At 66.2% G+C, this 12,499-nt stretch carries 14 protein-coding genes; 11 read left to right on the top strand and 3 right to left on the bottom strand.

What is annotated here, in order from left to right:
* Positions 1–13 precede the first annotated feature (13 nt).
* The 6 genes from H7A85_RS09355 to H7A85_RS09330 all read left to right on the top strand — a co-directional run bounded on the left by H7A85_RS09355 (position 14) and on the right by H7A85_RS09330 (position 5,756).
* Entirely contained in the window at positions 14–916 is a 903-nt protein-coding gene (locus H7A85_RS09355) for a branched-chain amino acid ABC transporter permease LivH (protein WP_182085667.1), read from the top strand.
* 77 nt (positions 917–993) lie between these two features.
* The gene (livM, locus tag H7A85_RS09350) at positions 994–2,379 is read left to right on the top strand and encodes a high-affinity branched-chain amino acid ABC transporter permease LivM (RefSeq protein ID WP_182085836.1); all 1,386 of its coding nucleotides are present in this window, start codon (positions 994–996) and stop codon (positions 2,377–2,379) included.
* Between the two features lie 2 nt (positions 2,380–2,381).
* A complete protein-coding gene (locus H7A85_RS09345; protein ID WP_182085666.1) occupies positions 2,382–3,368 on the top strand; it encodes an ABC transporter ATP-binding protein in 987 nt (328 codons plus the stop codon).
* A complete protein-coding gene (locus H7A85_RS09340) occupies positions 3,365–4,135 on the top strand; it encodes an ABC transporter ATP-binding protein (RefSeq protein WP_182085665.1) in 771 nt (256 codons plus the stop codon). The genes H7A85_RS09345 and H7A85_RS09340 overlap by 4 nt, the downstream gene beginning before the upstream one ends.
* Positions 4,135–4,503: a DUF6867 family protein gene (locus tag H7A85_RS09335; protein ID WP_182085664.1), complete on the top strand. Its 369-nt coding sequence runs from the start codon at positions 4,135–4,137 to the stop codon at positions 4,501–4,503. Before H7A85_RS09340 ends, H7A85_RS09335 begins: the two co-directional genes overlap by 1 nt.
* A 143-nt stretch (positions 4,504–4,646) precedes the next feature.
* A complete protein-coding gene (locus H7A85_RS09330) occupies positions 4,647–5,756 on the top strand; it encodes a branched-chain amino acid ABC transporter substrate-binding protein (RefSeq protein WP_182085663.1) in 1,110 nt (369 codons plus the stop codon).
* A 98-nt stretch (positions 5,757–5,854) separates the two neighbouring features.
* On the opposite strand, the gene xylB is transcribed toward H7A85_RS09330, so the two are convergent.
* Positions 5,855–7,312, bottom strand: a complete 1,458-nt coding sequence (gene xylB, locus H7A85_RS09325; protein ID WP_182085662.1) for a xylulokinase — start codon at positions 7,310–7,312, stop codon at positions 5,855–5,857.
* Between the two features lie 191 nt (positions 7,313–7,503).
* Between xylB and H7A85_RS09320 the strand changes: the two genes are divergently transcribed.
* The 5 genes from H7A85_RS09320 (at position 7,504) to H7A85_RS09300 (ending at position 10,942) form a co-directional block, all read left to right on the top strand.
* On the top strand, positions 7,504–8,361 hold the full coding sequence (locus H7A85_RS09320; protein ID WP_182085661.1) for a D-amino-acid transaminase: 858 nt from the start codon (positions 7,504–7,506) through the stop codon (positions 8,359–8,361).
* 92 nt (positions 8,362–8,453) lie between these two features.
* Positions 8,454–9,017: a biotin transporter BioY gene (locus H7A85_RS09315; RefSeq protein ID WP_182085660.1), complete on the top strand. Its 564-nt coding sequence runs from the start codon at positions 8,454–8,456 to the stop codon at positions 9,015–9,017.
* Positions 9,014–9,691, top strand: coding sequence for an ABC transporter ATP-binding protein (locus H7A85_RS09310; RefSeq protein WP_182085659.1), 678 nt, complete (start codon positions 9,014–9,016; stop codon positions 9,689–9,691). Before H7A85_RS09315 ends, H7A85_RS09310 begins: the two co-directional genes overlap by 4 nt.
* Positions 9,688–10,278: an energy-coupling factor transporter transmembrane protein EcfT gene (locus H7A85_RS09305; protein WP_182085658.1), complete on the top strand. Its 591-nt coding sequence runs from the start codon at positions 9,688–9,690 to the stop codon at positions 10,276–10,278. Before H7A85_RS09310 ends, H7A85_RS09305 begins: the two co-directional genes overlap by 4 nt.
* Positions 10,279–10,336: 58 nt before the next feature.
* Positions 10,337–10,942 (top strand): TIGR00730 family Rossman fold protein, encoded by a 606-nt coding sequence (locus H7A85_RS09300; protein WP_182085657.1) that lies wholly within the window; start codon positions 10,337–10,339, stop codon positions 10,940–10,942.
* A 13-nt stretch (positions 10,943–10,955) separates the two neighbouring features.
* On the opposite strand, the gene rarD is transcribed toward H7A85_RS09300, so the two are convergent.
* The gene (gene rarD, locus H7A85_RS09295; protein ID WP_244631070.1) at positions 10,956–11,927 is read right to left on the bottom strand and encodes an EamA family transporter RarD; all 972 of its coding nucleotides are present in this window, start codon (positions 11,925–11,927) and stop codon (positions 10,956–10,958) included.
* A gap of 66 nt (positions 11,928–11,993) precedes the next feature.
* Positions 11,994–12,491: a GFA family protein gene (locus H7A85_RS09290; RefSeq protein ID WP_182085656.1), complete on the bottom strand. Its 498-nt coding sequence runs from the start codon at positions 12,489–12,491 to the stop codon at positions 11,994–11,996.
* Positions 12,492–12,499 lie beyond the last annotated feature (8 nt).

Here is a 12,499-nt window from a genome sequence, read left to right as displayed (position 1 = left end):
TCGAAGAGGGTTCATGGAATACTTTCTCCAGCAGTTGATCAACGGTGTGACGCTTGGATCGATCTACGGGTTGATCGCGATCGGCTACACCATGGTTTACGGCATCATCGGCATGATCAACTTCGCCCATGGCGAGGTGTTCATGATCGGGTCGTTCATCGCCCTCACGACCTTCCTGCTGCTGGTTGCGGCCGGCCTCACCTTTCTGCCCATCATTCTCCTTTTGATGATCGTTGCGGCCATGGTCTTCACCGCGCTTTGGGGCTGGTCGATCGAGCGCATCGCCTATCGCCCGCTTCGGGGTTCGTTTCGTCTGGCGCCGCTGATCACGGCCATCGGCATGTCGATCTTCCTGCAGAACTTCGTCCAGGTGTCGCAGGGCGCGCGCGTCAAGCCGCTGCCGCCCCAGGTCCAGGGCGCTGTCAGCGTCATCGACGGCGTGCAGATCTCCTACATGCAGATTCTGATCATCGTGACGACGCTCGTTCTGATGACGGTGTTCTCGCTGATCATCTCGCGCACACCGCTCGGCCGGCAGCAGCGGGCCTGCGAGCAGGATTCGAAGATGGCGGCGCTTCTCGGCGTCAATGTCGATCGGACGATCTCGCTGACCTTCGTCATGGGCGCGGCACTCGCCGCCGTCGCCGGCACCATGTATCTTCTGTATTACGGGGTGATCGACTTCTACATCGGGTTCCTGGCCGGCGTTAAGGCATTCACCGCTGCCGTTCTCGGCGGTATCGGCTCCCTGCCCGGCGCAATGCTCGGCGGGCTGGCGATCGGGCTCATCGAAACCTTCTGGTCCGGCTACTTCTCGGTAGAATACAAGGACGTCGCCGCGTTCTCGATCCTCGCCATCGTTCTGATCTTCCTGCCCTCCGGCCTGCTCGGCCGCCCGGAAGTCGAGAAGGTCTGATCATGACGGATCTCAGCAACACCACCAGCGCCTTGCCCGAGGGCGCTCAGGTCCAGCGCGAGGGCGTCCGCGACGCGATGCGCGGCGAACCTCCCTTCGCAGCTCCCCCACCCCCGACCGCCAGCCCCGTCGCCATCGCCCTGCGCGAGGCCCTGATCACCGCCGCCATCGTCGCCGCGCTGACGCTCTTCTTCCTGGCGCTGCGAACCGACATCGCACCCGGCGGTCTTGTTTTCTGGGCGCGCTGGGATCTCTGGCTCGTCGCCGTTGCGATCGCCTTCGGTGTCCGCTTCCTTCTCAGCCTTCTCGTGTTCCAGCGCCGAGAGCGTAAGGCCGCGCTTCCCAAGACCAACAAGACGGTATCGACGAAGGGCGCCGGTCTCGGTCGGTTTCTCGGCCTCGGTCTCCTGATCGTCGCCCTCGCCCTGCCCTTCCTCGTTCAGGCCCTCGCGCCGTCGAGCGATCGATACCTGATCGACCTCGCCATCCTGATCCTCACCTACGTGATGCTCGGCTGGGGCCTCAACATCGTCGTCGGTCTCGCCGGGCTTCTGGATCTCGGCTACGTCGCCTTCTATGCCGTCGGCGCCTATTCCTTCGCGCTTCTGGCGATCAATTTCGAGCTCGGCTTCTGGGTCTGCCTGCCGATGGCGGGGCTCTTCGCCGCACTTTGGGGCATCGTTCTCGGCTTCCCGGTCCTGCGTCTTCGCGGCGACTACCTCGCCATCGTCACGCTCGCCTTCGGTGAGATCATCCGCGTCGTCCTCCTGAACTGGTACCAGTTCACGGGCGGCCCCAACGGTCTTCTCGGCATTCCCCGCCCGACGCTTTTCGGGCTGGACTTCGGCCGCGGCGAAGGCTCGTTCTCCAACTATTTCGGCATTCCCTACGACGCCATCCACCGCTTCATCTTCCTGTACTACATCATCCTCGCACTCGCCCTCCTCACCAACTTCGTCACCCTGCGGCTGCGCCGCATGCCGGTCGGGCGCGCCTGGGAAGCTTTGCGCGAGGACGAGATCGCCTGCCGGGCGCTCGGCATCAACACCACCAACGTCAAGCTGACGGCGTTCGCCACCGGCGCCATGTTCGGCGGTTTTGCCGGCTCCTTCTTCGCCACGCGCCAGGGCTTCATCTCGCCCGAAAGCTTCACCTTCCTCGAATCGGCGATCATCCTCGCCATCGTCGTTCTGGGCGGCCTCGGCTCGCAGATCGGCGTGGTGATCGCCTCGATCGTCATGATCGGCGGCATCGAGCTACTTCGAAACCTCGGCTTCCTCCAGGCGATCTTCGGCGCAGGCTTCGATCCGACGCAGTACCGCATGCTGATCTTCGGCGTCGCGATGGTCGGCATCATGGTCTGGAAGCCGCGCGGTCTCGTGTCCTCGCGCCAACCGTCGGCCGTCTACAAGGAGCGCAAGGCCATTGGCGCGGACATGGTCGCCCAGGGCGAAGGACACTGATCATGGCTGAGCTTCACCCGACGGCGGGTCGCTGGACCCGCGACCCGGTGCTGACCGTCGAGCATCTGACGATGCGCTTCGGCGGCCTCGTCGCCATCAACGACCTGTCCTTCGAGGTCGGGCGCGGCGACATCACCGCGCTGATCGGCCCGAACGGGGCCGGCAAGACCACCGTGTTCAACTGCGTCACCGGCTTCTACAAGCCGACCGAGGGCCGTATCGCGCTTCGTCGCGGCAAGGATTTCGGCGCCGAAGCGGTCGACCGCGTCACCCGTTCCGGCGCCCAGAGCCTCAAGACGGACGGCGGCGAGATCTTCCTGCTCGAGCGCATGAGCGATTTCCGGATCACGGAGGTCGCGGGCGTCGCGCGCACGTTCCAGAACATCCGCTTGTTCGGCGGGATGACCGTGTTCGAGAACCTCCTCGTCGCCCAGCACAACAAGCTGATGGCCGCCTCCGGCTTCACCATCGGCGGTCTTCTCGGCCTGCCGGGATACCGCCGGGCGAGGCAAGCGGCGCAGGATCTGGCGGTGGACTGGCTGAAGCGCACCGCGCTCCTGCACCGCGCCGACGACCCGGCGGCGGACCTGTCCTACGGCGATCAGCGGCGCCTCGAGATCGCGCGCGCCATGTGCACCGACCCAGTGCTCCTGTGCCTGGACGAGCCGGCCGCCGGCCTCAACCCGCGCGAATCGGCCGAACTCAACACGCTCCTGCGCTCGCTGCGCGACGATTTCGGTGTGTCGATTCTCCTGATCGAGCACGACATGGGCGTCGTCATGGAAATTTCGGACCATATCGTCGTCCTCGACTACGGACAGAAAATCTCGGACGGGACAGCCCACGCCGTGCGCAACGATCCGCGCGTCATCGCGGCCTATCTCGGGGTCGACGACGAGGAGGTCGAAGCGGTGGAAGAAAAGCTCGATCGAGGCGACATCGACGGGGCGGTCCGCGACGCGGGGCTGGCGGGAGGGGTCGGCGCATGAGCACGCTGAGTTCCGAGCGCACCGTGTCCGCCCTGCCCGCCGATGCGCGACCGCTTCTGTCGATCCGCAACGTCGAGACCTTCTATGGGAAGATCCAGGCGCTGAAGGGCGTCGATCTCGATGTCGCCGAAGGCGAGATCGTCACGCTGATCGGCGCCAACGGCGCGGGCAAGTCGACGCTGATGATGACGATCTGTGGCAACCCGCGCGCGCGGTCCGGCCAGATCCTCTTCGACGGCGAGGACATCTCGCAGCTTCCCACCCACACGATCATGACGCGGCGCATCGCGCAGTCGCCCGAAGGGCGGCGCATCTTCGGCCGCATGACGGTGATGGAAAACCTGCAGATGGGCACGACGCTCGTCGGGCAGGACCATTTCGACGAGGACCTCCGCCGCGTCTTCGATCTTTTCCCGCGGTTGAAGGAGCGCGCGACACAGCGCGGCGGGACGTTGTCGGGCGGCGAGCAGCAGATGCTGGCGATCGCTCGTGCCCTGATGAGCCGGCCTCGTCTTCTTCTTCTGGACGAGCCCTCGCTTGGCCTCGCGCCGTTGATCGTCAAGCAGATCTTCGAGGCCGTGCGCGAACTCAACCAGACCGAAGGTCTGACCGTGTTCCTCGTCGAGCAGAACGCCTTCCATGCGCTTCGCCTCGCCCATCGCGGCTATGTCATGGTCAACGGGCGCATCACCATGAGCGGAACGGGGCGCGAGCTTCTGGCCCGCGAGGAAGTGCGCAGCGCCTATCTCGAAGGGGGGCATCACTGATGGAAAAGGAACTCGCCTTTCTCTGGGAAGTGACGTTCTTCGAGTTTCTTCTCGTCAGCGTCGTCATCGGCGGCGCCCTCGCCTTCGCGATCGGCCGTTCCACCGCCCGCAGTTGGAGCGGTTGGGGCATGATGGTGTTCTACTGCCTGCTTCTGACGGTGGCGATACGCTTCCTACATTTCAGCCTGTTCAACGGGACGTTCTTCCTCCCACCCGCGACGATCGCGACGGCCTTGCACTACGGCATCGTCGACGCGGTGGTGATTCTCCTGTTCGCTTCCCTCGGGCGAATGCTCACCCGGAAGGGGCAGATGGCGCGTCAGTACCGGTTCGAGGGCTCAAGACTTGTGCAGGCCGTTCAGCGCTGAAAAAATCGGCCGAATTCGTCCATCGAAATGAGAATCCCTATTCCGCAAACCACCGCCTTGGTCTTTACTCGCCCTTGACGCGTGGTTCCGATCGGCACGGCTACCGGGATCGCGGTCCGCGAAGCAACAGGGAAAACAAAGAGATGATGAAAGCGCTTCTGGCCGGTGTGGCCCTCAACGTCGTGCTGGGCGGCGCCGCCTTCGCAGACATCACGATCGGCGTCGCGGGCCCGATGACGGGTCAGTACGCGACCTTCGGCGAGCAGCTGCGCGTCGGCGCCGAGCAGGCCGTGGCCGATATCAACGCGGCGGGCGGCGTCAATGGCGAGATGCTGAAGCTCTCGATCGGTGACGATGCCTGCGATCCGAAGCAGGCCGTGGCGGTCGCCAACCAGTTCGCCTCGCAGGGCGTCGGCTTCGTCGCCGGTCATTTCTGCTCGGGCTCCTCGATCCCCGCGAGCCAGGTCTACTCGGAAGAAGGCATCGTCGAGATTTCGCCGGCTTCCACCAACCCGGACTTCACCGACAAGCGCCCGTCGGACGGCATCTACCGCGTGTGCGGCCGTGACGACCAGCAGGGCGAGGTTGCCGGCGCCTACATCGCCGAAACCTACAAGGACCAGAACGTCGCCGTGCTCGACGACAAGTCGGCCTACGGCAAGGGCCTCGCCGAGCAGACCGCCAAGGCGATGGAAGCCAACGGCAAGAAGCCGACGCTCGTCGAGTCCTACTCCGCTGGCGAAAAGGACTACACGGCGCTCGTGTCGAAGCTGAAGCAGGCCGACGTGAAGCTGGTCTATATCGGCGGCTACCACACCGAAGCCGGCCTGATCGCTCGCCAGATGAAGGAACAGGGCGTCGCGGCCAAGATCATGTCGGGCGATGCCATCGTCACCGACGAATATTGGGCGATCACCGGCGATGCCGGCGAAGGGACGCTGATGACCTTCTCGCCCGATCCGCGCAAGAACCCGATCGCCGCCCCGGTGGTCGAGAAGATCACCCAGTCCGGCAAGACGGCCGAAGGCTACGTCCTCTACACCTACGCCGCGATCCAGGCCTGGGCCGATGCGGTGAAGAAGGCGGGCTCTACCGAGTACGAGGACGTCGTCAAGACGCTCGATTCCGAGACCTTCCCGACCGTGATCGGCGATCTCAAGTTCGACGACAAGGGCGACGTCACCCTGCCGGGCTACGTGATCTACGAGTGGAAGGCTGGCAAGTACGACTACATCCAGACCGCCGCGAAGTAAGCGTCGGCCTCGAGGTGAAAAAGCCCGGCATCGCAGGATGCCGGGCTTCTTGCTGTGTGGGTCGTTGAAACTGCGCGCAGGAGTCGCGCGCCGGCTTCTTAAGTGCGGGCGGCCGTCTTCAGCGCCGGGTAGATCGACTGGTAGCGGCGGTGCGCGTGGCCGAAAGCCTCCACGAGGCGCTCCTCCGGCTCGTAGCGCGCGGCGATCGGCGGATCGGTCATCACCGAGCTCGGGTCCGCGTTCGTCGCGGCACACAGGCCGAGGCGGGCAGCGCCGAAGGCCGCGCCGAAGTCGCCGGCCGCCGGCAGTGCGACGGGCGTTTCCAGGACGCTCGCCATGATCCGGAGCCAGAGTTCGGAGCGCGACCCCGCGCCGACCGCGATCAGCTGGCGCACCCAGGACGCATCGGGCGCCGCGTCGAGGCAGTCGCGGATCGAGAAGGCGACGCCTTCCAGAACCGCACGGACCATTTCCGCCCGCGTCGTGCTCGCCTCCAGCCCGATGAAGGCCCCGCGCACGGCGGCGTCGTTGTGCGGCGTCCGCTCGCCGGAAAGGTAGGGCAGGAAGAGGAGCCGGCCGGGCGCCGTCAGCTCGCTACCGGCACTGGCGACGAGGTCGCCGGGCTTTTCCTTGAGGACGCCCGATAGCCATTCCAGCGAACCGGCGGCCGAAAGCGTCACGCCCATCTGGTGCCACAGGCCGGGGATTGCGTGGCAGAACGTATGGAGGGCGGTGTCGGGAACCGGATCGTATCCCGCGCTTGCGGTGAACAGGACCCCGGACGTGCCGAGCGACAGGAAGCCGGTTCCAGGCCGCGTGACACCGACGCCGCAGGCCGAGGCGGCGTTGTCGCCGCCTCCGCCCGCCACGACGATGCCGGGGCGCAGCCCCCAGCGCTGGGCAAGTTCGGCGCGCAGCGTGCCGCTCGCCTCGCTGCCCTCCACGAGGCGCGGCATCGCGTCCTCGGACAGCCGCGTCCGGCGCAGCATCTCCGCCGACCAACGGCGTTCGCCGGTGTCGAGCCAAGCCGTGCCAGCGGCATCCGACATGTCCGATGCTGCCTCGCCCGTCAGCCAAAGGCGAAGATAATCCTTCGGCAGGAGAACGCGGCGAACCTCGTCGAACAGGCGCGGCTCGTTGCGCGCGACCCAGAGGAGCTTCGGGGCGGTGAAGCCGGGAAACACGATATTGCCGGTGATGGCGCGCGCGTCCTCGTCGTCGAGTTCCTCCGCTTCCTCGTGCGAGCGGGTGTCGTTCCACAGGATGCAGGGGCGAAGCACCTCGTCCCGTTCATCCAGAAGCGTCGCCCCATGCATCTGGCCGGACAGGCCGATCCCTTCCACCTCCGACAGCGCTTGGCCGTGCTCTGCCTTAAGCTGCTCGAAGACCCGTTCGCACGCCGCGATCCAGTCCGCCGGGGCCTGCTCGGACCAGCCGAAGTGCGGCCGGGCCACTTCGAGCGGCGCGCTGACGGTGGCCAGCGGCGTCTGGTTCTCGTCGATGATCAGAGCCTTCAGCGACGATGTGCCGAGATCCAGCCCAAGATAATGGCCCATGCGAACGCCTTCTCCTCCGCGTGGGAACCGATCGCGACGCGTCGATTCCGTTGTGGCCGACAGGTAACTGCGGATCGCGGCCGCCTTCAACACCCGATGCGATTTAACACGGGCGCGGGCTTGCGCTTCTTTCGATTCGTGGCGCGGCGGGATAGGAGTTCGGCTCGACGACACGAGCCGTGAGAGCACCGATGAGCCGAACCGTCTATGTGAATGGCGCCTTCGTTCCGGAAGCGGACGCCAAGGTCTCCGTGTTCGATCGCGGCCTTCTGTTCGCGGATGCGGTCTACGAGGTGACGGCGGTGATCGGCGGCAGGCTGATCGATTTCCCGGCCCATTGCTCCCGGCTTCGTCGCTCGCTCGCCGAACTTTCTCTCCCCTCCCCGGCGGACGACGAGACGATCCTCGTGCTGCACCGGGAACTCGTGGCTCGCAATTCGCTGGAACTCGGTCACGTTTATATGATGGTCACGCGCGGGGAAGCGGACCGCGACTTCGCCTTTCCGCCCACGGGAACGGCACCGTCCTTCGTTCTCTTCACGCAGGCGCGGGGCGCGATCGAAACGCCGGAGGTGGAACGGGGCCTACGCATCGCGACCGTGCCGGACCTGCGCTGGGCGCGCCGGGACATCAAGACGGTGCAGCTTCTCTACCCCGCGATGGCGAAGATGGCGGCCAAGGCGCAGGGCAAGGACGACGCTTGGTTCGTGGAAGACGGCTTCGTTACCGAGGGCACGAGCAACAACACCTATATCGTGACGCAGGACGGCGCGATCCGCACCCGCGCTCTCAGCCACGATATCTTGCACGGCATTACCCGGGCCGCGCTCTTGAAGGTCGCTGCGGAAGCCGGATTGCGGGTGGAGGAGCAGCCTTTCACCGTCACCGACGCGCAATTGGCCCGAGAAGCCTTCATCACCTCGGCCGGGGCCTTCGTGACCCCCGTCGTCGAGATCGATGGACAGCCGATCGGCGATGGGCGCCCCGGACCAATCGCGCGTCGCCTGCGGGCGACCTATCTTGCCGAGGCGATCGCCAAGGCGATCTGACGCATCCGTCATCTCGACGCCTTCCGACCGCCCGGCTAAGAGACTTTGTGCAACGCGGCACAGTGCAAGATGCCGATAGGAGTATCCTTGGAATGAGCACCCGCGACATCGTCTTGATCGCTCTCTTCGCCGCGCTGATGGCGGTGCTGGGCGCGTTTCCCGCCATCACGCTCCCGGTGATCGGCGTTCCCATCACGGCGCAGTCGATGGGCGTGATGCTGGCCGGCGGCATGCTCGGTGCGCGGCGCGGAACGCTGGCGATCATCCTGTTCATCGTTCTCGTTCTCACCGGCCTTCCGCTTCTGTCGGGCGGGCGCGGCGGTCTTGCCGTGCTGGCCGGGCCTACGGTCGGCTTTTTCCTCGGCTGGCTGCCGGCCGCCTTCGTCACGGGCGCACTGACCGAGCGTTTCCTGCCCCGTCTGAACTTCGTCACCGCGTTCCTCGCGGCCGTCGTCGGCGGCATCGTCACGCTCTATGCCTGCGGCATCCCCGCCATCACGCTGATCGCCGGCGTTCCTCTTTTGAAGGCTGCCGCCGGCTCGATGGCCTTCATTCCCGGCGACCTCGTCAAGGCCGGACTGGCTGCCGCGATCGTCGTTACCGTCGCCAAGGCCTATCCGCTGATGGATGCACGCTCGGCCCGCCGAGCGGGATGATCCGCTTCGATCGTGTTGGTCTGGAGCGCGGCGGCCGCCGCGTTCTGTCGGGTCTCGACCTCGAACTGGTGGAGCGGCGCATCGGCGTCGTAGGCGCGAACGGGTCCGGAAAATCCAGCTTCGCGCGGCTCCTGAACGGACTGCTCGCCCCCAGCGAAGGTTCGGTGCGCGTCTTCGGCCGCGACACGGCGAGCGAGACCAAGGCGGTGCGGCGCGACGTCGGCTTCCTGTTCCAGAACCCGGACCACCAGATCGTCTATCCAACCGTGGCGGAGGATCTCGCCTTCGGCCTTAAGAACCGAAGCGTTCCGAAGCCCGAGATCGCGGAGCGCGTGGCAGCGGCGCTGGCGCGCTTCGGCTTGCCCGGTTTCGGCGAGCGGCTGGTGCACGAGCTGTCCGGGGGCGAGCGCCAGCTCGTCGCGCTGGCGGGCGTCATGGTGCTCGAGCCGAAGCTCGTGGTCCTTGATGAGCCGACGACGCTTCTCGACCTGCGCAACACGCGTCGGGTGATGGACGCGGTCGACGGGGCGGGCCCCGCCGTCGTCCTCGTCACCCACGATCTGTCGCTTCTGGACGGGTTCGACCGGGTTCTCGTCTTCGATGGCGGCCGGGTGGTCCGCGATGGTGCGCCAGCCGAGGCCGTTGCCTTCTACCGCGACCTGTCCCTTCGATGATCGGCAGCCTGTATCGCCCCGGCTCGTCGCTTCTCCATCGCGCGCCGGTCGGCGCCAAGCTGGCCTGCCTTGCGCTGGTCGGCACGCTTCTGTTCTGGAAGCCGAGCCTTGCGGCGTCGCTTGCAGCGCTGGTTGTGGCGCTCGCCCTGTTTCCCCTCTCACGCCTTCCGTTCGGAGCGGCTTGGGTTGCCGTTCGTGCCCTTCTGCCTCTTGCGGTCCTGATCGGCGCGGTTCAGGTCTGGATCGCGGGGCCGTTGGAAGCCGCTCTCGTCGTGTCGCGCCTCCTGGCGCTGTTTCTGCTCGCCGGCATCGTGACGGCGACGACGCGCGTTTGGGCGATGACGGAGACCATCGAGCGCGCCCTGTTCTTCCTTCGCTTCGTCGGCGTCGATCCCGCCCGGGTCGGGCTCGCCATCAGCCTCGCCATCCGTTTCATTCCCGTGATCGGCGTCGTGATGCAGGACGTTCGCGAGGCGCAGGCCGCGCGCGGGCTGGAGCGATCCGTGTTCGCGATGGCAGTGCCCCTCATCCTCCGCACGCTGCGCATGGCCGACGAGATCGCCGAAGCGATCGACGCCCGAAGCTGACCGCCAGCGACATCCCCTCCCCTTGACCCCCAAACCCGATCGGAAGACCCTTTCCGCCATGACTTCGATTCGATCCCTCTGCGTTTACTGCGGCTCCTCCCCGGGCCGCGATCCCATCCACATGGAAGCCGCCCAGGCGCTTGGCCGCGCTATGGGCGAGGCGGGAATGCAGCTCGTCTACGGCGGGGGCACGCGAGGTATCATGGGCGCGGTCTCGGACGCGGTGATCGCCGCCGGCGGCCAGGTCACCGGGATCATTCCCCGCTTCCTGATCGATATGGAGGCGACCGAGAGCGAGCTGAAGCGCCTCGACGAGCTGGTGATCACCGAGGACATGCACGAGCGCAAGCACAAGATGTTCGAACGGGCGGACGCATTCGTCGCCCTGCCCGGCGGCATCGGGACGCTGGAGGAACTCGTCGAGATCATGACGTGGAGCCAGCTCGGGCGACACGCCAAGCCCATCGCCATCGCCAATATCGGCGGCTTCTGGGACCCGTTCTCGAACCTTCTCGACCATATGCGGGACGCGGGCTTCATCCACACGGCGCACCAGGTACGCCCCATCGTGGTGGACCGGATCTTGGATCTTCTGCCGGCACTGGAAGCCGCGGCGCCGCACCGCGCGAAGGAAGGTGTGCCCGAAGTGATCGAGCGGCTCTGAGCCGCTCCGGGCTTCAGCCGACCGCTTCCGCCGCCGGCCGGAGCCTCGCCTGAGCGCGACGGACCCGCAGGATGGACCAGCTGTAAAGCGCCAGTGCGCCCCAGATGCAGGCGAAGGCGACCCCCTGCCACAAGCCGAAGGGCTCCCCGAACAGGAAGATCGAGGTCAGCGCGATCAGCGTCGGCGCGATGTATTGCAGGAGGCCGACCGTCGTGTAGCGCAGGAGGCGCGCGGCGAGCGAGAACAGGATCATCGGCACCGCCGTGATGACGCCGGTTCCGACCAGAAGCCAGGTTTCGAAGGCGCCCGTGCCGAAATGGCCCGTGCCGCCGCGCACCAGCCAGATCGAGATCAGGAGGGCGGGTAGGAGGAGGAGCGTCACCTCGACGAAAAAGCCTTCTGTCGCCGCGATCGGCACGGTCTTGCGCAGGAGCCCGTAGGCGGAAAACGACAACGCAAGGGCGAGCGACACCCACGGGAGCCCACCGTTTTCGATCGTCAGGATCAGTACGCCAGCTGCCGCGATGGCGACCGCCGCGCTTTGCAAACGGTTCAAACGCTCGCCGAGGAAGACGGCCGCCAGAAGGACATTGACCAGCGGGTTGATGTAGTAGCCGAGCGCCGCATCGAGCCCGTGCCCTGTCGCGATGGCAAGGACGTAGACCCCCCAGTTCACGGCGATCAGGCAGGCGGTGACCGCCAGGATCGCCAGCACTCGCGGCGTCAGCGCGGGACGCAGGCCGGACAGCTTGCCCGAAACGACGAGGATGCCGAGCGTCAGCACCCACGACCAGAGAACGCGCTGGCCCATGACCTCCAGCGCGGGAACATGCGCCAGGAGCTTCATGTAGATCGGCAGGACCAGACCCCAGATCAGGTAGGCGACGACGCCGTAGGCGTAGCCCCTGGCAGGTTCGGGAGATGGGTCCGACATGGCATGCTCGCAGGGCGACAGGACGACGCCACGCTTGTACCGACTGCTCATCGTCAGCGCACCAAAGTTTCTCTGATGCGACTTATTCGAATTCGTGATGGGTCGTGCGCTTCGCGCTCAGATCCGGCGGGACTCGCCCGGCGCGTCTCCCGACATGTCGCGATCGGGATGCTGGAGCGAAACGACGTCGGCGAGATAAGGCGCGTCGGCGACGTCGTCCTGCGTGGTCCGCGCGGGCAGATGGCCGATACCGTCCACGAACGGAAGCTTGTTCTCGACCCCGAACTGGATTTCCGGCTCGATGCCGGACGGGTCATCGAAGGCACCGATAGCCAGCGCGACGCCGTCGGCCGCCTCGTAGGTGAGCGGGGTTCCGCAAGCGTCGCAGAAGCCGCGCAGGGCTTGGGTGGACGAGCGGAAACGCGCCGGCTCGCGCTTCGTCCAGACGAGCGCCGCGGACCCGACCTGCACCAGCGGCGCGTAGAAGGCGCCGAACGCCTTCTGGCACATCCGGCAATGGCAGACCGAAGCCCGGCCGAGCTTGCCCTCGATGCGGAAGCGGACGGCGCCGCATTGGCAGCCGCCGGTGCGGATCGAACGATGGTTCAGCGTCATGGACGTTA

The organism is Aureimonas sp. ME7 (assembly GCF_903970965.1).
GTDB lineage: Bacteria > Pseudomonadota > Alphaproteobacteria > Rhizobiales > Rhizobiaceae > Aureimonas.
Note: the sequence above shows the minus strand (reverse complement) of the source record. Positions and strands in the feature narration are given on the sequence as shown.

Excerpts from the sequence above, each read along its gene's own strand:
- H7A85_RS09355 (WP_182085667.1), top strand. The coding sequence starts at position 14 with ATGGAATACTTTCTCCAGCAGTTGATCAACGGTGTGACGCTTGGATCG.
- livM (WP_182085836.1), top strand. The coding sequence starts at position 994 with ATGCGCGGCGAACCTCCCTTCGCAGCTCCCCCACCCCCGACCGCCAGC.
- H7A85_RS09345 (WP_182085666.1), top strand. The coding sequence starts at position 2,382 with ATGGCTGAGCTTCACCCGACGGCGGGTCGCTGGACCCGCGACCCGGTG.
- H7A85_RS09340 (WP_182085665.1), top strand. The coding sequence starts at position 3,365 with ATGAGCACGCTGAGTTCCGAGCGCACCGTGTCCGCCCTGCCCGCCGAT.
- H7A85_RS09335 (WP_182085664.1), top strand. The coding sequence starts at position 4,135 with ATGGAAAAGGAACTCGCCTTTCTCTGGGAAGTGACGTTCTTCGAGTTT.
- H7A85_RS09330 (WP_182085663.1), top strand. The coding sequence starts at position 4,647 with ATGATGAAAGCGCTTCTGGCCGGTGTGGCCCTCAACGTCGTGCTGGGC.
- xylB (WP_182085662.1), bottom strand. The coding sequence starts at position 7,312 with ATGGGCCATTATCTTGGGCTGGATCTCGGCACATCGTCGCTGAAGGCT.
- H7A85_RS09320 (WP_182085661.1), top strand. The coding sequence starts at position 7,504 with ATGAGCCGAACCGTCTATGTGAATGGCGCCTTCGTTCCGGAAGCGGAC.
- H7A85_RS09315 (WP_182085660.1), top strand. The coding sequence starts at position 8,454 with ATGAGCACCCGCGACATCGTCTTGATCGCTCTCTTCGCCGCGCTGATG.
- H7A85_RS09310 (WP_182085659.1), top strand. The coding sequence starts at position 9,014 with ATGATCCGCTTCGATCGTGTTGGTCTGGAGCGCGGCGGCCGCCGCGTT.
- H7A85_RS09305 (WP_182085658.1), top strand. The coding sequence starts at position 9,688 with ATGATCGGCAGCCTGTATCGCCCCGGCTCGTCGCTTCTCCATCGCGCG.
- H7A85_RS09300 (WP_182085657.1), top strand. The coding sequence starts at position 10,337 with ATGACTTCGATTCGATCCCTCTGCGTTTACTGCGGCTCCTCCCCGGGC.
- rarD (WP_244631070.1), bottom strand. The coding sequence starts at position 11,927 with ATGAGCAGTCGGTACAAGCGTGGCGTCGTCCTGTCGCCCTGCGAGCAT.
- H7A85_RS09290 (WP_182085656.1), bottom strand. The coding sequence starts at position 12,491 with ATGACGCTGAACCATCGTTCGATCCGCACCGGCGGCTGCCAATGCGGC.